This is a genomic window from Lelliottia sp. RD5 (genome assembly GCF_056032945.1).
In genome coordinates, this window is record NZ_JBVYHQ010000001.1 from 229,384 (window position 1) to 248,402 (window position 19,019).

General features: G+C 49.3%; 18 protein-coding genes. 14 read left to right on the top strand and 4 right to left on the bottom strand.

Annotated features, from left to right (window positions below):
• The first annotated feature begins 161 nt into the window (after positions 1-161).
• Positions 162-1,070, top strand: coding sequence for a UTP--glucose-1-phosphate uridylyltransferase GalU (gene galU / locus AC0LWE_RS01180; RefSeq protein WP_202667859.1), 909 nt, complete (start codon positions 162-164; stop codon positions 1,068-1,070).
• Positions 1,071-1,271: 201 nt separating this feature from the next.
• Here the strand turns inward: galU and hns are convergent, their stop codons facing one another.
• Positions 1,272-1,685 carry a histone-like nucleoid-structuring protein H-NS gene (gene hns, locus AC0LWE_RS01185; RefSeq protein WP_012017689.1) on the bottom strand — a complete coding sequence of 138 codons (414 nt, stop codon included), beginning with the start codon at positions 1,683-1,685 and terminating at the stop codon, positions 1,272-1,274.
• Positions 1,686-2,232: 547 nt separating this feature from the next.
• Between hns and tdk the strand changes: the two genes are divergently transcribed.
• Entirely contained in the window at positions 2,233-2,847 is a 615-nt protein-coding gene (gene tdk, locus AC0LWE_RS01190) for a thymidine kinase (RefSeq protein ID WP_202667860.1), read from the top strand.
• Positions 2,848-2,928: 81 nt separating this feature from the next.
• Here the strand turns inward: tdk and adhE are convergent, their stop codons facing one another.
• Positions 2,929-5,604: a bifunctional acetaldehyde-CoA/alcohol dehydrogenase gene (gene adhE / locus AC0LWE_RS01195; RefSeq protein WP_059179176.1), complete on the bottom strand. Its 2,676-nt coding sequence runs from the start codon at positions 5,602-5,604 to the stop codon at positions 2,929-2,931.
• 487 nt (positions 5,605-6,091) lie between these two features.
• Between adhE and AC0LWE_RS01200 the strand changes: the two genes are divergently transcribed.
• The 7 genes from AC0LWE_RS01200 (at position 6,092) to AC0LWE_RS01230 (ending at position 14,014) form a co-directional block, all read left to right on the top strand.
• Complete coding sequence (locus tag AC0LWE_RS01200) at positions 6,092-6,739, top strand: YchE family NAAT transporter (protein WP_012017686.1); 648 nt, start codon at positions 6,092-6,094, stop codon at positions 6,737-6,739.
• 771 nt (positions 6,740-7,510) lie between these two features.
• Positions 7,511-9,145, top strand: coding sequence for an oligopeptide ABC transporter substrate-binding protein OppA (gene oppA / locus AC0LWE_RS01205; protein ID WP_131487219.1), 1,635 nt, complete (start codon positions 7,511-7,513; stop codon positions 9,143-9,145).
• A 124-nt stretch (positions 9,146-9,269) separates the two neighbouring features.
• A complete protein-coding gene (oppB, locus tag AC0LWE_RS01210) occupies positions 9,270-10,190 on the top strand; it encodes an oligopeptide ABC transporter permease OppB (RefSeq protein WP_059179174.1) in 921 nt (306 codons plus the stop codon).
• 14 nt (positions 10,191-10,204) lie between these two features.
• The gene (gene oppC, locus AC0LWE_RS01215) at positions 10,205-11,113 is read left to right on the top strand and encodes an oligopeptide ABC transporter permease OppC (RefSeq protein ID WP_059179173.1); all 909 of its coding nucleotides are present in this window, start codon (positions 10,205-10,207) and stop codon (positions 11,111-11,113) included.
• Positions 11,114-11,124: 11 nt separating this feature from the next.
• The gene (oppD, locus tag AC0LWE_RS01220) at positions 11,125-12,129 is read left to right on the top strand and encodes an ABC transporter ATP-binding protein (protein ID WP_059179172.1); all 1,005 of its coding nucleotides are present in this window, start codon (positions 11,125-11,127) and stop codon (positions 12,127-12,129) included.
• The gene (oppF, locus tag AC0LWE_RS01225) at positions 12,126-13,130 is read left to right on the top strand and encodes a murein tripeptide/oligopeptide ABC transporter ATP-binding protein OppF (protein ID WP_059179171.1); all 1,005 of its coding nucleotides are present in this window, start codon (positions 12,126-12,128) and stop codon (positions 13,128-13,130) included. Before oppD ends, oppF begins: the two co-directional genes overlap by 4 nt.
• 47 nt (positions 13,131-13,177) lie before the next feature.
• Positions 13,178-14,014 carry an ion transporter gene (locus AC0LWE_RS01230; RefSeq protein ID WP_059179183.1) on the top strand — a complete coding sequence of 279 codons (837 nt, stop codon included), beginning with the start codon at positions 13,178-13,180 and terminating at the stop codon, positions 14,012-14,014.
• 29 nt (positions 14,015-14,043) lie between these two features.
• Here the strand turns inward: AC0LWE_RS01230 and AC0LWE_RS01235 are convergent, their stop codons facing one another.
• On the bottom strand, positions 14,044-14,373 hold the full coding sequence (locus AC0LWE_RS01235) for an HI1450 family dsDNA-mimic protein (RefSeq protein WP_059179170.1): 330 nt from the start codon (positions 14,371-14,373) through the stop codon (positions 14,044-14,046).
• A gap of 34 nt (positions 14,374-14,407) precedes the next feature.
• Entirely contained in the window at positions 14,408-15,868 is a 1,461-nt protein-coding gene (gene cls, locus AC0LWE_RS01240; RefSeq protein WP_059179169.1) for a cardiolipin synthase, read from the bottom strand.
• 142 nt (positions 15,869-16,010) lie between these two features.
• Between cls and AC0LWE_RS01245 the strand changes: the two genes are divergently transcribed.
• The 5 genes from AC0LWE_RS01245 to gcvA all read left to right on the top strand — a co-directional run bounded on the left by AC0LWE_RS01245 (position 16,011) and on the right by gcvA (position 18,962).
• Positions 16,011-16,184: a YciY family protein gene (locus tag AC0LWE_RS01245; RefSeq protein ID WP_012017677.1), complete on the top strand. Its 174-nt coding sequence runs from the start codon at positions 16,011-16,013 to the stop codon at positions 16,182-16,184.
• A gap of 141 nt (positions 16,185-16,325) precedes the next feature.
• A complete protein-coding gene (locus AC0LWE_RS01250; RefSeq protein WP_216979984.1) occupies positions 16,326-16,457 on the top strand; it encodes a KPN_01571 family protein in 132 nt (43 codons plus the stop codon).
• A 119-nt stretch (positions 16,458-16,576) separates the two neighbouring features.
• A complete protein-coding gene (gene leuE, locus AC0LWE_RS01255; RefSeq protein ID WP_219346473.1) occupies positions 16,577-17,212 on the top strand; it encodes a leucine efflux protein LeuE in 636 nt (211 codons plus the stop codon).
• Between the two features lie 152 nt (positions 17,213-17,364).
• Positions 17,365-17,883 carry a DUF2569 domain-containing protein gene (locus tag AC0LWE_RS01260; protein WP_174343272.1) on the top strand — a complete coding sequence of 173 codons (519 nt, stop codon included), beginning with the start codon at positions 17,365-17,367 and terminating at the stop codon, positions 17,881-17,883.
• 173 nt (positions 17,884-18,056) lie between these two features.
• Positions 18,057-18,962: a transcriptional regulator GcvA gene (gcvA, locus tag AC0LWE_RS01265; protein WP_219346474.1), complete on the top strand. Its 906-nt coding sequence runs from the start codon at positions 18,057-18,059 to the stop codon at positions 18,960-18,962.
• Positions 18,963-19,019: the final 57 nt, after the last annotated feature.

Genomic DNA, 19,019 nt, shown 5'->3' on the forward strand with positions numbered 1-19,019 from the left:
GTTTTACTGGCAGTGCTACTATCGTTGCCAGTTTGATACGTATTTATCCTAATTAATCGGTAACGCGCCCTTTTCAGACCCGGATCACATTGCGAGGCTGATATACTGAATGCGTTATTTATTGCATAAAGTTCAAAACTTGAACAGTTCAGGAGATTTCAATGGCTGCCCTAAATTCGAAAGTTACAAAGGCCGTTATCCCAGTGGCGGGATTGGGAACCAGGATGCTACCGGCTACTAAGGCCATTCCGAAAGAAATGCTGCCGTTGGTCGATAAGCCTTTAATCCAGTATGTTGTTAATGAGTGTATTGCCGCCGGTATTACGGAAATTGTACTGGTAACGCATTCGTCTAAAAACTCTATCGAAAACCATTTCGATACCAGTTTTGAACTTGAAGCCATGCTGGAAAAACGCGTCAAACGTCAACTGCTGGAAGAGGTGCAATCTATTTGTCCTCCGCACGTTACCATCATGCAGGTGCGTCAGGGGCTGGCTAAAGGCCTGGGCCATGCGGTGCTGTGCGCGCATCCGGTTGTGGGTAACGAACCTGTCGCTGTTATTCTGCCAGACGTGATTCTTGACGAGTTCGAATCTGACCTCTCTCAGGATAACCTCGCTGAGATGATTAAACGCTTTGACGAAACGGGCAGCAGCCAAATCATGGTAGAGCCCGTTGCAGATGTGACGGCTTACGGTGTTGTTGACTGCAAAGGCGTTGAGCTAAAACCAGGTGAAAGCGTGCCGATGGTTGGCGTGGTCGAGAAGCCAAAAGCAGACGTTGCGCCATCTAATCTCGCCGTGGTGGGTCGCTATGTGCTGAGCGCAGAGATTTGGCCGCTGCTGGCTAAAACCCCTCCAGGAGCAGGTGACGAAATCCAGCTCACCGATGGCATCGATATGCTCATCGAGAAAGAGACCGTTGAAGCCTACCACATGAAAGGCAAGAGCCACGATTGCGGTAATAAACTGGGTTATATGCAGGCTTTCGTTGAATATGGTATCCGTCACAATTCTCTGGGCGAAGAATTTAAAGCCTGGTTGAAAGAAACGATGGGTATTAAAAAGTGATCTGATCACTCAGATGTATGTAGCCGGTATCAGTCAGATGATATCGGCTTTTTTTATGCCTGATAACCGCCATAAGCTGATTCTTAAGGAAGTATGAGCAACGGTGTGTAGCTATATAATTGGGTGTAAGCGTATGTATCGGTATAAATTACGGGCATAAAAAATCCCGTATTAAACGGGATTTTTCTGAAAGGCAGGCGATTAATCCTTGATCAGGAAATCGTCCAGCTGTTTGCCTTGCTCTTCCATGGCTTTCTTGATTACTGCTGGAGTACGGCCTTGGCCTGTCCAAGTTTTAGTTTCGCCGTTCTCATCAACGTAGCTATATTTAGCTGGGCGAGTTGCACGTTTTGCTTTAGTGCTGGTCTTAGCGGCTGACATGCTGTTCAGTAATTCATTTGGATCGATACCGTCGGCAATCAGCATTTCACGGTATTGCTGAAGTTTGCGAGTGCGTTCTTCGATTTCGGCAGCCGCAGCGCTCTCTTCTTCACGACGTTCAGTCACAACCACTTCTAATTTTTCCAGCATTTCTTCCAGCGTTTCGAGGGTGCATTCTCTTGCCTGCGCACGAAGAGTACGGATGTTGTTCAGAATTTTAAGTGCTTCGCTCATTTTAGTAATCTCAAACTTATAATGGGGGGTTTGTTGTCCTAATAATAGAGTGATAATTTAAGATGTGCAATAGGTGGGAATGTAAGGAATTCAAAAAATACTTAATATCACGCGCCAATATTAATTACGTTAACTTAAATTTCATTGTCAGGATGATGGGCTTGTTATCATCTCGACTGGCATAAACCGACCGGCTACATGTTTGTTTAGTGGCAATCAGGCTTGTGATTATAGTTGCGGCGGATAAATATCAACCTTTTGTATTACCCCACTCGAAGGGGTCTTATTGCCAGAATAGTTAATAAATATTGAATTCGGGCGAGTAAGAATTCCATTATAAAAAGTCATGACTTACACGGCTATAAACGCTCTTCTGACAAATGGAAAATGGCATTACTGCATGTTTTAACATGTTATTTTGTTTATCAGTGTTGAATGCTGACATTGCCTATGCACCTGTTTTGTGGTTCGTCACACTGGGGACGAGGCAAATTATGGTACAATCATCCATCGGGAATATTACACATTGATTAGGGTTTAACGACCAATGGCACAACTTTATTTCTACTATTCCGCAATGAATGCAGGCAAGTCTACAGCGCTGCTGCAATCCTCTTATAACTATCAAGAAAGGGGCATGCGCTCGCTGGTATACACTGCCGAGATTGATGATCGCTTTGGGGCAGGGAAGGTGAGCTCTCGTATAGGGCTATCGTCCCCGGCAAAGCTCTTTAATAACGGAACCGATTTACTCAGTGACATCCGCTCTGAGCATGCTGTGAAGTCGATACACTGCGTTCTGGTAGATGAAAGTCAGTTTTTGACACGTCAGCAGGTCCATGCTCTTTCAGAAGTCGTTGATGAACTCGATATTCCCGTTCTGTGCTACGGACTGCGCACCGACTTTCGCGGCGAACTGTTTATCGGTAGCCAGTATTTATTGGCCTGGTCAGACAAACTGGTCGAGTTGAAAACGATTTGTTTCTGCGGCCGCAAAGCCAGCATGGTGCTGCGTCTTGATCATGAAGGAAAACCCTTCGCTGAGGGTGAACAGGTCGTCATTGGCGGCAACGAACGCTATGTATCCGTGTGCCGTAAGCACTATAAAGAAGCGCTGGCTGTTGGGTCTCTTACAGCTCTCGTTGAAGAGAATCGTCATTAGACTTCATCCTGTTTTTGCTGATGGTTGTTCATCAGGCATAAAAAAACCCGCCAGTGGCGGGTTTTTTATTTCAGCTAGTAATTAAGCGTTTTTCTTCACTTTTTTATCAGCTTTTACAGGTGCATCAATTTTTACTGCAGCTGTGTCATTTTCGCTGAATTCGCGTCCGTAGTATGTATCAAGCAGAATCTGTTTCAGCTCGGAGATCAATGGGTAACGCGGGTTAGCGCCAGTACATTGGTCATCGAATGCATCTTCAGACAGCTTGTCAACATGTGCCAGGAAGTCAGCTTCCTGAACACCCGCTTCACGGATAGATTTAGGAATGCCCAGTTCAGCTTTAATGCTATCAAGCCATGCCAGCAGTTTCTCAATCTTCGCAGCAGTGCGATCGCCTGGAGCACTCAGACCCAGATGGTCTGCGATTTCTGCGTAGCGACGACGAGCTTGCGGGCGGTCGTACTGGCTAAATGCTGTCTGCTTAGTCGGGTTGTCGTTAGCGTTGTAACGAATAACGTTCGAAATCAGCAGGGCGTTCGCCAGACCGTGAGGAATGTGGAACTGAGAACCCAATTTGTGCGCCATTGAGTGACACACACCGAGGAAGGCGTTAGCAAACGCGATACCGGCGATGGTCGCAGCGTTGTGTACACGCTCACGAGCTACTGGGTTTTTAGAACCTTCATTGTAAGAGGCTGGCAGGTTTTCTTTCAGCAGTTTCAGCGCTTGCAGAGCCTGACCGTCAGAGAATTCACTCGCCAGTACAGAAACATAAGCTTCCAGTGCGTGAGTCACTGCATCCAGACCACCGAATGCGCACAGTGATTTCGGCATATCCATCACCAGGTTGGCATCAACAATCGCCATATCTGGAGTCAGAGCGTAATCAGCCAGTGGGTATTTCTGACCCGTTGCATCATCAGTAACAACCGCAAATGGCGTCACTTCAGAACCGGTACCAGAGGTGGTGGTGACCGCAATCATTTTTGCTTTCACGCCCATTTTCGGGAACTTGTAGATACGTTTACGGATGTCCATAAAGCGCAGTGCGAGTTCTTCGAAATGCGTTTCTGGGTGTTCGTACATAACCCACATGATTTTAGCGGCGTCCATCGGGGAACCACCACCAAGCGCGATGATCACGTCTGGTTTGAAGGAGTTAGCCAGCTCTGCACCTTTGCGAACAACGGTCAGGGTTGGGTCAGCTTCAACTTCGAAGAAGACTTCAGTCTCAACGCCTGCTGCTTTCAGAACAGAAGTGATCTGGTCTGCATAGCCGTTGTTGAACAGGAAACGGTCAGTCACGATGAGCGCACGTTTGTGGCCATCAGTAATCACTTCATCCAGCGCGATTGGCAGTGAGCCACGGCGGAAGTAGATAGATTTCGGAAGTTTGTGCCACAACATGTTTTCAGCTCGCTTAGCAACGGTTTTCTTGTTGATCAGGTGCTTAGGACCAACGTTTTCAGAGATGGAGTTACCACCCCATGAACCACAACCCAGAGTCAGGGAAGGCGCGAGTTTAAAGTTATACAGGTCACCGATACCACCCTGAGAAGCAGGGGTGTTGATCAGAATACGTGCGGTTTTCATTTTGTCGCCGAAGTACTTCACGCGCTCAGGCTGGTTGTCCTGGTCGGTATACAAGCAAGAGGTATGACCAATCCCGCCCATTTCAACCAGTTTCTCCGCTTTGATCACCGCGTCTTCGAAACTCTTAGCACGGTACATGGCAAGAGTAGGGGACAGTTTTTCGTGAGCAAAGGGTTCAGATTCATCTACAACGCTGACTTCACCAATCAAAATTTTGGTATCAGCGGGAACCGTAAAGCCTGCCAGTTCTGCAATTTTAGCGGCAGGTTGGCCAACAATTGCAGCGTTCAGTGCGCCATTTTTCAGAATGATATCCTGAACGGCCTTCAGCTCTTTACCCTGCAGCATGTAACCGCCGTGGGTAGCAAAACGTTCACGCACTGCGTTATATGCAGAGTCAACAACGATAACTGACTGCTCGGAAGCACAAATTACGCCGTTATCGAAGGTTTTAGACATCAGGATAGAAGCAACAACGCGTTTGATGTCGGCGGTTTCGTCAACAACAACTGGGGTGTTACCGGCACCAACACCAATGGCAGGTTTACCGGAGCTGTATGCGGCTTTCACCATGCCTGGACCACCGGTTGCCAGAATCATATTAATATCTGGGTGGTGCATCAGCGCGTTAGACAGTTCTACAGATGGCTGGTCAATCCAACCAATCAGATCTTTTGGTGCACCCGCTGCGATGGCTGCTTGCAGAACAATATCAGCCGCTTTATTTGTCGCATCTTTAGCACGTGGGTGTGGGGAGAAGATGATTGCGTTACGGGTCTTCAGGCTGATGAGTGACTTGAAGATGGCGGTAGACGTTGGGTTAGTTGTCGGAACGATACCGCAAATGATACCGATTGGTTCAGCGATAGTGATAGTACCGAACGTATGATCTTCTGCCAGAACGCCACACGTCTTCTCATCTTTATAGGCGTTGTAGATATACTCTGAAGCGAAGTGGTTTTTGATCACTTTGTCTTCAACGATACCCATGCCAGACTCGGCAACGGCCATTTTAGCGAGAGGGATTCGAGCATCTGCAGCAGCCAGTGCGGCTGCGCGGAAGATTTTATCAACCTGTTCTTGGGTGAAATTGGCATATTCACGCTGGGCCTTTTTGACGCGCTCGACGAGTGCGTTAAGTTCCGCGATATTAGTAACAGCCATAATGCTCTCCTGATAATGTTTAAACTCTTTTAGTAAACCAGCGCTCAATAACTCACCAGTATAGCCGAGGTGTCAGCACTTGCTTAACACACAATAAAACAAAGGTTTACTGAGGTTCGCAATCAACTCTCCGGCACTAACTTACTAAAAGAGCCTGACTTTAGCATCATCCCTTTTTACTAGGCCCACTCCCTGTTGGTGTCATCAAGATTACTCACTTCTGAGTACGGAAAACATGATCTGAATCAATTTATACCGAAGCTGATACCTTTCAGCACGGGTATTTTGAGTAATCATATCAAGTGTTAAATAATTACAAAAGTAATGGAATCGAATATTCCATCATTGACACAAATACTTAACACAGGAAATTCATAGCGTTTTGGAGCAGATTTCTGGTGAAGTATGCTGATAAAAAGCGTATCTTCAGCGCGGTTTTACTTCCTTTAATTTGTTGTTCGGGCCATGCTGATTTGCGGAGCTAATTGTGACCCCATTGCTCTTTGATTTCTCTACCTATTTTAAGTTTTTTATTGGTTTGTTCGCACTCGTTAACCCGGTGGGGATCATCCCTGTCTTCATTAGTATGACGAGCTACCAGACGGCGGTTGCCCGAAATAAAACTAACCTGACAGCTAACCTGTCCGTTGCCATCATCTTGCTGACGTCACTTTTTCTTGGCGACTCGATTCTGCAAATTTTCGGTATCTCCATCGACTCCTTCCGTATCGCAGGTGGCATTCTCGTGGTGACGATTGCGATGTCGATGATCAGCGGGAAATTGGGGGAAGACAAACAGAACAAACAGGAAAAATCAGAGTCCGCGGTTCGCGAGAGCATAGGCGTTGTTCCCCTTGCACTGCCTTTGATGGCGGGGCCAGGTGCGATCAGTTCCACTATCGTCTGGGGCACGCGCTACCATAATCTGGTGCATTTGATCGGGTTTTCGATCGCGATTGCACTTTTTGCGCTGTGTTGTTGGGGCGTGTTTCGCATTGCACCCTGGCTTGTGCGTCTACTGGGACAAACCGGTATCAACGTGATCACGCGTATTATGGGGCTGTTGCTGATGGCGTTAGGAATCGAATTCATTGTGACAGGGCTAAAAAGTATTTTCCCAGGTCTGGTGAATTAATCATTTCATATGAAAGGACGGAGCCAGTGGCTCCGTTTTTTTTCGTTATTATCAGCAAATCATATAAATAAAGTTGAAATCTTCACAAGAAATAATAATTTCCGCTAATAAATCACTTTCGTTACATTTCAGTAACTTAATGTGAATCCTCTCTTTTCCCCGTACATAAACCGCGCAAACAGTCTGTTATTTTAATCACATGATACTCTGGGGCTTGCTGTGAGATAACCGAAATGTTATTAGTAATTTCAACATTCCCCTAGATGAATGTGCTAAATAACAACCAGTTGTTAAATTTTTGTACAAATGCGAGTCGATGATAGCGCAACGAAGCGCAACGCGAGATGAATCTCGCTATCACATTGAATGTTCGGTCTTTTCAATGTGTCTGTAGTACGGCAAGGCTGCCCTCACCGAAAATCCCATCGTAGTAAAAGAGAATTGCTTAACAAATTTGCAAAATGTATTGGCGCGAAATTAAGCCATTTGGTACTTTCCGGCCTTATATTTTGCTCCAGTATTCTTGTAGATGAGAATGATTTTCAAAATAGCGCTCATCTCAACCCAATATCACACGTCTCAAAACAGGGGAGGCGTGTTTGGAATCGACGCAAGGTGGCCACACGAGTCATCAGCAATAAGTAAAGTCGGTGATAGCAAGAAGTAAACGACCTGACAGCAGCTCAACTCCTGCGTTGTTCAGGACCCCTCAGGGGAATTAAACAGGCTGGTCATAAAACCAGTAATTATAATGAGTGGAGTATCAACACAATGTCCATCATCACAAAAAAAAATCTGATTGCCGCGGGAATCTTCACTGCGCTAATCGCGGGTAATATGGCAATGGCTGCCGACGTTCCTGCCGGAATTACACTGGCAGAAAAGCAAACCATGATTCGCAACAACGGTGCAGAGCCTCAGTCTCTTGACCCGAACAAAATCGAAGGCGTTCCGGAAGCAAACATCAGCCGTGACCTGTTTGAAGGTCTGCTGATTACCTCAACGAAAGACGGTCACCCAATCCCAGGTGTGGCTGAAAGTTGGGATAATAAAGACTTTAAAGTCTGGACATTCCACCTGCGTAAAGACGCAAAATGGTCCAACGGTGAACCTGTCACCGCACAAGATTTCGTGTATAGCTGGCAGCGTCTGGTGGATCCTAATACCGCATCCCCCTACGCGAGCTATCCGCAATATGGTCACATCCTGAACGTTGATGAAATCATCGACGGCAAAAAGAAACCGTCTGAGCTGGGTGTTAAAGCGGTTGACGACCACACCCTGGAAGTCACGCTGAGTGAACCCGTTCCGTATTTCTACAAATTGCTGGTTAACCCGGCAATGTCCCCGGTAAATAAAGCTGCCATCGAAAAATTTGGCGAAAAATGGACGCAGCCTGCGAACATCGTGACCAACGGTGCGTATAAGCTGAAAGACTGGGTTGTTAACGAACGTATCGTGATGGAACGTAATACCAACTACTGGGATAACGGTAAAACCATCGTTGATCAGATTACCTATCTGCCTATTTCTTCTGAAGTGACCGATGTAAACCGCTACCGCAGCGGTGAAATCGACATGACCTATAACAACCTGCCGATTGAACTCTTCCAGAAGCTGAAAAAAGAGATCCCGACAGAAGTTCACGTCGATCCGTATCTGTGTACTTATTACTATGAAATTAACAACCAGAAAGCACCATTTAACGATGTCCGCGTTCGTACCGCACTGAAGCTGGGCCTGGATCGCGATATTATCGTTAACAAAGTGAAAGCGCAGGGCGATCTGCCTGCTTTCGGTTATACCCCGCCATATGCTGACGGCGCCAAACTGACCAAACCAGAGTGGTTCACCTGGACTCAGGAAAAGCGTAACGAAGAAGCTAAAAAACTGCTGGCTGAAGCGGGCTACACCGCTGACAAACCACTGAAATTTGACCTGTTGTATAACACCTCAGATCTGCACAAAAAACTGGCAATCGCGGCGTCATCCATTTGGAAGAAAAACCTGGGTGTTGACGTGAAGCTGGTTAACCAGGAGTGGAAAACCTTCCTGGATACCCGTCATCAGGGCAACTATGACGTGGCGCGTGCAGGCTGGTGTGCGGACTACAACGAACCAACATCCTTCCTGAACACGATGCTTTCTGACAGCTCTATGAACACCGCGCACTATAAGAGCCCGGCGTTTGACGCGATCATGAAAGAGTCTTTGAAAGCAACCGACGAAGCACAGCGTTCCGCTCAGTACGACAAAGCGGAGCAGCAGTTGGGTAAAGACTCTGCGATTGTACCGGTTTACTACTATGTGAACGCGCGTCTGGTGAAACCTTGGGTTGGCGGTTATACCGGCAAAGACCCGATGGATAACATCTACACCAAAGATTTGTACATCATTAAGCATTAATGGCAATCCGTGGGGCAAAGCAATTTGCCCCACTGTGTCTTAACTCATCGCACAAACTACACGGCATCACTCATTTCGATTTGAGTGGGCATGTGTAAAAGGCACACGCCAGAAGGTACGGGCAATGTTGAAATTTATCTTACGTCGCTGTCTTGAAGCGATACCGACGCTCTTTATTCTCATTACTATTTCGTTCTTCATGATGCGACTCGCCCCGGGTAGTCCGTTTACCAGCGAGCGCGCGCTGCCGCCAGAAGTCATGGCGAACATCGAAGCCAAATACCATTTAAACGATCCTATCTCTACCCAGTACTTCAATTATTTGAAGCAGCTGGCGCAGGGTGATTTTGGACCGTCATTCAAATACAAAGACTATTCCGTAAACGATCTGGTGGCGTCGAGCTTCCCCGTTTCGGCTAAATTAGGCGCCGCGGCCTTTATTCTTGCCGTTGTTCTTGGCGTCAGCGCAGGGGTTATCGCCGCGCTTAAACAAAATACCAAATGGGATTATTCCGTGATGGGGATAGCGATGACCGGGGTCGTCATACCCAGTTTCGTTGTTGCGCCGTTGCTGGTGATGGTGTTTGCCATAACGCTGAAATGGCTGCCCGGGGGCGGCTGGAACGGCGGGGCACCGAAGTACATGATTTTGCCGATGGTGGCATTATCGCTGGCTTACATTGCCAGCATCGCGCGTATCACCCGTGGTTCGATGATTGAAGTCTTGCACTCAAACTTCATTCGTACTGCGCGCGCTAAAGGCTTGCCGATGCATCGTATTGTGCTTCGCCACGCGTTAAAACCTGCGCTGCTGCCAGTTCTTTCATATATGGGGCCTGCGTTTGTCGGGATTATCACCGGCTCTATGGTTATCGAAACTATCTATGGCCTGCCGGGTATCGGCCAGCTGTTCGTGAATGGCGCGTTGAACCGTGACTATTCGTTAGTACTGAGCCTGACGATTCTCGTCGGCGCACTGACGATCCTCTTTAACGCCGTTGTCGATGTGCTGTATGCCGTTATCGACCCAAAAATTCGCTACTAGCACTGGAGTACGCCATGATGTTGAGTAATAAAAACAGCGAGGCGCTGGAAAACTTCAGTGAGAAACTCGAAGTCGAAGGGCGCAGCCTATGGCAGGACGCCCGCCGTCGCTTTATGCATAACCGTGCAGCGGTCGCAAGCCTTGTGGTCCTGATCTTTATCGCATTATTCGTGACGCTCGCCCCCGTGTTGTCGCAGTTCACCTACTTCGATACCGACTGGGGCATGATGTCCAGTGCGCCTGATATGACGTCTGGACACTATTTCGGTACCGACTCATCCGGACGCGATCTGCTGGTGCGTGTGGCGATTGGTGGACGTATCTCCCTGATGGTGGGCATTGCCGCCGCGCTGGTGGCTGTTGTTGTCGGCACGCTTTACGGCTCTCTTTCCGGCTATTTGGGCGGCAAAGTCGATTCCGTGATGATGCGTCTGCTGGAGATCCTGAACTCCTTCCCGTTCATGTTCTTTGTTATTTTGCTGGTGACTTTCTTTGGACAAAACATCCTGCTGATTTTCGTGGCTATCGGGATGGTGTCCTGGCTGGACATGGCGCGTATTGTGCGTGGCCAGACGTTGAGCCTGAAGCGCAAAGAATTTATTGAAGCGGCGCAGGTTGGCGGTGTTTCCGTCGGTGGGATCGTGGTACGCCACATCGTTCCGAACGTGCTGGGCGTCGTCGTGGTATACGCCTCGCTGCTGGTGCCAAGCATGATTCTGTTTGAATCTTTCCTGAGCTTCCTCGGTTTGGGTACACAAGAGCCGCTGAGCAGCTGGGGTGCGCTGCTGAGTGATGGCGCGAACTCAATGGAAGTTTCTCCGTGGCTGCTGCTGTTCCCGGCTGGTTTCCTGGTGGTTACCCTGTTTTGTTTCAACTTTATCGGCGATGGCTTGCGTGATGCCCTCGACCCGAAAGACCGTTAAGGAGTGCCGCCATGACTATTATTGAAACGGCAACCGCGCCACGTCAGCAAAATGTCCTGCTGGACGTCAAAGATTTACGCGTCACCTTTCAAACGCCCGATGGCGATGTGACGGCTGTAAACGATCTGAACTTTGATCTGCGTGCTGGCGAGACGCTGGGTATCGTGGGTGAATCTGGCTCCGGTAAATCGCAAACTGCCTTCGCGCTGATGGGCCTGCTGGCGCAAAACGGCCGAATCAGCGGAACCGCGACCTTTAACGGTAAAAACATTCTGAACCTGCCGGAGCACGAGCTGAACACGCTACGTGCCGAGCAGATTTCGATGATTTTCCAGGACCCGATGACCTCGCTGAACCCGTACATGCGCGTGGGTGAGCAGCTGATGGAAGTCCTCATGCTGCATAAAGGCATGAATAAAGCCGAAGCGTTTGAAGAGTCGGTAAAAATGTTGGATGCGGTAAAAATGCCGGAAGCGCGTAAGCGTATGCGCATGTATCCGCATGAATTTTCGGGCGGTATGCGCCAGCGCGTGATGATCGCGATGGCGTTGCTCTGTCGTCCTAAATTGCTGATTGCCGATGAGCCGACCACCGCGCTGGACGTCACCGTGCAGGCGCAGATCATGACGTTGCTGAATGAACTCAAAAGCGAGTTCAACACGGCGATTATCATGATCACCCACGACCTGGGTGTGGTAGCGGGTATCTGTGACAAGGTGCTGGTGATGTATGCAGGCCGTACCATGGAATACGGCAAGGCGCGCGATGTGTTTTACAATCCCGCGCACCCTTATTCCATTGGTCTGTTGAATGCGGTCCCGCGTCTGGATGCGGAAGGTGAATCTCTGCTGACGATTCCAGGCAACCCACCGAACCTGCTGCGTCTGCCTAAAGGCTGTCCGTTCCAGCCACGCTGTCCGCATGCGATGGAAATCTGTAACAGCGCTCCGCCGCTGGAAGAGTTTGCGCCAGGCCGTCTGCGCGCCTGCTTTAAGCCGTACGAGGAGCTGGTATGAACGCCATAGATGAAAAAAGAAATGTGCTGCTCGAAATTGCCGATCTGAAAGTGCATTTTGACATTAAGGACGGCAAACAGTGGTTCTGGCAGCCAGCCAAAACCCTCAAAGCAGTTGATGGCGTCACGCTGCGCCTTTACGAAGGTGAAACCCTGGGTGTCGTTGGGGAATCGGGCTGCGGTAAGTCGACTTTTGCCCGCGCCATCATCGGCCTTGTTAAAGCTACAGAAGGTAAAGTGGCGTGGCTGGGCAAAGATCTGCTGGGTATGAAGCCGGACGAGTGGCGCGAAGTGCGCAGCGACATCCAGATGATTTTCCAGGATCCGCTGGCATCCCTGAACCCACGTATGACGATTGGGGAGATTATCGCGGAACCTCTGCGCACTTATCATCCCAAAATGTCCCGCCAGGAAGCGCGCGACCGCGTGAAAGCGATGATGATGAAAGTAGGGCTGTTGCCCAACCTCATCAACCGCTACCCGCATGAGTTTTCGGGTGGGCAGTGTCAGCGTATTGGTATTGCGCGTGCGTTGATTCTGGAACCTAAGCTGATTATTTGCGACGAACCGGTTTCCGCGCTGGATGTTTCCATCCAGGCGCAGGTGGTTAACCTGCTGCAAAAATTACAGCGTGAAATGGGGCTGTCGTTGATCTTCATCGCGCACGACCTGGCGGTGGTTAAACACATTTCAGATCGTGTACTGGTGATGTATTTGGGCCACGCGGTAGAGCTGGGGACCTACGATGAGGTTTACCACAATCCGCTGCACCCTTACACCAAAGCGCTGATGTCGGCGGTGCCGGTTCCCGATCCGGATCTGGAAAAAAATAAAAAAATTCAGCTTCTGGAAGGCGAGTTGCCGTCACCGATAAACCCGCCATCTGGCTGCGTATTCCGTACGCGCTGCCCGCTGGCCGGTCCGGAATGTGCACAAACCCGGCCAGTACTTGAAGGAAGTTTCCGTCACGCGGTTTCCTGCCTGAAAGTAGACCCGTTATAATCGCAAGGGCTGACATGATGTCAGCCCTTAATTTTTGCGAGGTTATCGTGTCGCTATCCGTTTCTTCGGTTCGTCGTCGGATGTTCCGTCTGCTATTCGATCAAAATACCCGCTCAGGTCGTCATTTCGAAGGATTGTGCGGACTGTTTGCGCTACTCAGCGTACTCATCATCTTTATTGAGTCAGGTCTTGGGACGCAATATCACCTGACGATGGACGAGTGGCATCTCTTCGTCTGGCTGGAGCTTTTCGTCACGCTGGTTTTTACACTGGAATATTTGCTGCGGGTTTTCAGCTGGCCCAATCCGGCGAAATATGTCTTTAGCTTTTGGGGCATTATCGATCTGGCGACCATTTTGCCGCTCTATGTGATGTGGCTGTGGCCTGAAATTAGCGTCAATTATGTTTTTGCCTGGCGGGCAATGCGCGCCATACGCGTGCTGCGCGTCCTGAAGTTGTTGCGTTTAATGCCGTCGTTGCATGTGTTCTGGAAGGCGATATTTAGTGCCCGGCATCAGTTAATTCTGTTCTATTCGTTTATTGCCATTGTAATGATTGTCTTTGGTGCGCTGATGTACCTGATAGAAGGGCCTAAATATGGATTCACCACCCTGAATGCATCCGTCTATTGGGCTATTGTCACGGTCACGACGGTGGGATATGGCGATATTACACCGCATACGCCGCTTGGCAGAATTGTGGCGTCGATGCTCATTTTGATTGGTTATTCCGTGATAGCGATTCCTACCGGTCTTATCACGACGCACATGAGTGCAGCATTTCAGAATCGACAGCAGCAGCGCAAATGCCCTCATTGTCAGCAGGCGAACCATGAGCACAGCGCGCGATTTTGTAACCGCTGCGGGACTGAATTAGCGGATTAAATATAAAAGGCTGCATTCGCAGCCTTTTGTTATTCACGCCAGAGGATATGGCACAGCTTGTGATCTTTTTCCCGACACAGCAGGACGCGGGCAAAAATATCATTGATTTCGCCGCCGTCAGTCTCCGCAAGACCAATCACCACCTCGGCAAAAAAGTCCGGGTTGAGGTCGAAATCGACATGCTCAGCCCAGTCTTCAGACGGGTCAAACAGCTCCGCGCCGCCGCGCTCTTCAAACTGCAAATTAAAGAGGATAACGTCTGCGGGATCGAGATTATCCATCGCCAGTTCGAGAAAAATGTCGTAGGCCTGCTCGAGCGTTTCGTCTTCCGTCAGACGATTATTCAGATCCATTTCCATGATGACTACCTGTTAAAACATCGTTGGGCACGTTTTACAGCAACGGGCTAAAGAAGTAAAACAGTCGTTCGGTGATCCGCTGCCACAAAGGGCGTTTGACCCACAAACTGGCGTCCAGCAAGCGCGAGCGGGAGATGTAATCGTCCTGAACGGCAGCCAAATCGCCACCAAAACCCGCATCGTCAATCACCAGCGTAATTTCAAAATTCAGCCACAAACTCCGCATATCCAGATTCACGGTCCCGACCAGACTGAGTTCCCCATCCACCAGTACGCTTTTGGTATGCAGCAGTCCACCCTCAAACTGATAGATTTTCACCCCTGCTGCCAGAAGCTCTGTAAAGAACGCGCGGCTAGCCCATCCCACCAGTACCGAGTCGTTTTTGCGCGGCATAATAATGCTGACATCCACACCGCGCTGTGCGGCGGTACAAATCGCATGCAACAGGTCGTCGCTCGGCACAAAGTAGGGCGTAGTCATGATCAGATATTCACGCGCAGAATAAGCCGCAGTGAGCAACGCCTGATGAATCAAGTCTTCCGGGAAACCCGGGCCGGAGGCAATGGTATGAATGGTATGGCCGCTTTCCTGCTCGAACGGCATGATATTGGCGTCGGGCGGTGGCGGCAAAATACGCTTGCCGGTTTCAATTTCCCAGTCGCAGGAATACACAATACCCATTGCGGTAGCGACGGGACCTTCCATACGCGCCATTAAATCGATCCACTGACCCACGCCGGAATCTTGTTTGAAGAAGCGCGGATCGACCATATTCATGCTGCCGGTGTAGGCAATATAATTGTCGATCATGATCATTTTACGGTGCTGGCGTAAATCCATGCGACGCAGAAACACGCGCAGTAAATTCACCTTTAGCGCTTCGACAACTTCAATACCCGCGTTGCGCATCATCCCAGCCCAAGGGCTGCGGAAAAAAGCCACACTCCCAGCAGAATCCAGCATCAACCGGCAATGGATACCGCGACGAGATGCCGCCATCAGCGACTCAGCAACTTGATCCGCCATTCCACCCGGCTGCCAGATGTAGAAAACCATTTCGATATTATGGCGAGCGAGTTGGATATCGCGAATCAGCGCCTGCATAACGTCATCAGAGGTCGTTAACAATTGCAGCTGATTACCTTTAACCCCGGCAATGCCCTGACGCCGCTCGCAGAGTTTGAACAGTGAAGATGCCACGCTGCTATTTTCTTCGGCAAAGATGTGTTTGCAGGATTTCAGGTCGTTTAACCATTTTGCGGTCGACGGCCACATGGCGCGGGCACGCTCGGCGCGACGCTTGCCCAGATGCAATTCACCAAACGAAAGATAGGCAATAATTCCCACCAGCGGCAGGATGTAGATAATCAGTAGCCAGGCCATGGCAGAGGGGACAGCTCGGCGTTTCATCAGGATGCGAAGCGTCACACCTGCGATGAGCAGCCAGTATCCCAGAATGACCAGCCAACTCACCACGGTGTAGAAGGTTGTCATAATTAAAAATCCTTTTGAAAGCGTATTGTTATGAGTGTACGCATCAGAATTGATCTGGCAAATAAAAAGGACGGCTAAAAGCGCTGGTTTGCCGCGACCAAGGGTTTATAATGGCGTTTCTGTTAAGGAAAGAGTTTTAACCATGAAGCGCAGTAGAACTGAAGTAGGGCGCTGGCGCATGTTGCGACAAACGAGCCGCCGCAAGGCTCGCTGGCTGGAAGCTCAATCCCGCCGCAATATGCGTATTCACGCTATCAGAAAATGTGGGCTAAGCCGTCACCGTAATGCACTGGTGTTCGCCGTTCGCGATCTCTGAGTTCCCTGAAGGCACCGTTTTCGGTGCCTGATGTTTTTTTAAGCCATCAACGCCTGTACGCGTACTATTTTGCTTCCCGCGTGTTAAATCCTTCCACTGCTACGGTATGATGTGCGGCGATGTACGCGATGAATAAGAAAAATGAATCCTTTCCTTTGGGTCTTAATTGCAATTTTTGCCGTAGATGCATTAAGGGAATATTTAGGACTCTCGTCGCTCACGCAGCTAGGGCAATTTATTTACGCGCTTGGCATGCACTGGGCAATGCTTTAAGGACAGACGGTACTGACGCCCGCAAGGGTTTGCGAACGTCAGAATGACATGTATAGCGCGTTCACGGTTTCGGTTCTCTTAACCACGCTGTGGCGCGCTGTTTTAAAAAGGAGCGGGTGGTGTTTGCGGAGTTTGGTGTACTGAATTTTTGGACCTACGTTGTTGGCGCGTTTTTTATTGTTCTCGTGCCTGGCCCCAATACTTTATTTGTTCTCAAAACAGGCATAGGTCACGGCGTCAAAAAAGGTTATCTCGCCGCGACGGGCGTATTTATCGGTGATGCCGTACTGATGTTTCTGGCCTGGGCCGGCGTGGCGGCACTGATTCAAACTACACCCGTGCTATTCAATATTGTCCGTTATCTTGGCGCGCTATATTTACTGTGGCTCGGTGGCAAAATGCTCTGGTCGGTCATTATGCGCAAAAACAGCGCGCAGGCAGGAGGGGCAGAGCCGGCAAGTATGATCCTGAAGCGCTCGCTGGTATTGAGTTTGACCAATCCCAAGGCGATTCTGTTTTACGTCTCGTTTTTCGTGCAATTCATTGATGTCAGTGCGCCAAACACAGGCACCTCTTTCCTGATCCTTGCGACAACCTTAGAACTGATCAGCTTCATGTTCATGAGCTTCTTGATTTTCTCCGGGGCATTTGTGACACGCTACTTGAAGACGAAAAAGAAACTGGCGAAGCTGGGAAATGGGTTGATCGGGCTGCTGTTTGTGGGATTTGCCGCACGACTGGCATCGCTCCACTGAAGGAACGCATACCGTTGCTGAGAGCGGAGATGCGATGAGTGTAATAGTGCTCAAGATTGCGCCTGGATTAGCCGATATCTCTGAGTACCCATGTTACCCACTCTGGAATCAAGCTGAGCCGTTAAGAGCCTGCGTGTTAATAAGGAAAAATAATGACCGATACCGCTTTCAAATGGACGTGCATTAAATGTGATAAGACCATTCCACAGCACCAGGAATACTGCCCTGAATGTGAGGAAAAACGGTATCGCAAAATTGGCGGTTTGCTGTTCGTGCCATTTCTGAATATGTTCCTCATTGCGTATGGTTACTTCAGTTCACTGGCCGTTACATTAAAGGCCAGCATTGATACGCTAGGTTATCTTCCGCTTCCGCAATCAGCCTATCTGTTTATTTCTGCGGGGGTGAATTTTGTTTTCTTGCTTTACATTATCTATGTTGCCTCACTTTTTTTGCGCAAGAAGAAAGAACTTCCGCTGGCGTACAGTGTGTTGCTCGTCGCTGGTATCGTCGTCATGTTGATTGACCGGTGCATCACACCTTACCTGTTCCCACAGATTGCCCTGGGCTTTAACCAGGTGATGCCAATTGTTACCCACACAATTTACGCCTGCATCTGGATCCCTTACTTCCGCTATTCCGTACGCGCTAAGAAGACTTTTATTCGTTAACCCAATCGAGTCTTAAACAGTCTATGGCTGCCATATTCTCGCAGCCATTTTTATTGATGGTGAAACATCTCAGCGTTATACGCTCGTTAGATGACAATCACGCTTACGCTTTCTTTTGAAGAAGAGTCGGCCTATCGTGTCATGAGTCTGAGCTCATTCACAGGATAAGAAAGATGCGTGACATTCCTCCTACCGCCATGCTTCGTGCGTTTGAAGTTGCTACCCGCCATCCCACGTTCACCTCATCCGCATCAGAGCTATTCATCACGCAGAGTGCGGTCAGCCATCAGTTAAAAAATCTTGAAGAATTATGGGGCCTACAGCTTTTTCAGCGCGGTAAGACACTCACACTGACGCCTGCAGGCGCCGCGCTCGCGCCTATCGTGCGCGAGTTTTTCACAAAGCTGGAAACCTCGTTAGCCGATCTTCGCGAACAAAAAAGCCGTGTACGATTACGTTTAAGTACTACCTATTCTTTCGCGTTGAAGTGGCTGCTGCCACGTCTTCCAGAATTAACCCGACTGCATCCTGAGATTCTGGTCACGATTGAAAGCACCGACAGAGCCATTAACTTCACCAATTCAGATTCCGACGTGGCGATCCGCTTTGGTCACGGCAATTATCCGGCGCTGCACACGGAATTTATGTTCCGCGAACAGCTGTTTCCGGTGGCCAGCCCGGCATTATTACAACGTTTTGGAACACCCCATGAACCGGCTGAGCTGTTGCGCTATCCGCTTCTGACGCGCGACGGTGCGGATCTGGTTCCGAAATGGGATTCCTGGTTTGAGCAGGCCGGTATACAGACGGATGCGTTGCATGAGAGCGTACGTTTTGCAGACACCAATATGACCATCGAAGCCGCGCTGCTGGGACAGGGCATTGCGTTAGCGCGCAGTGGACACGTCGAAAAAGAGCTCAAGGAAGGCAGTCTGGTAAGGCTGTTTAATATCCCTTTTCCTTCGCCCGCGGCCTATTACTTTGTCTGTCCAGGCGGCATCGAAACGCAGCCGCACATTATGACGTTCTGCTCCTGGCTTATGGCTGAATCCCATCAGGCTCAGCTCAGTTATACATAAGGTATGAGCTTTCGCTCATGATCGAATGACGACACTTCACTTTTAAAACAGGCGTAG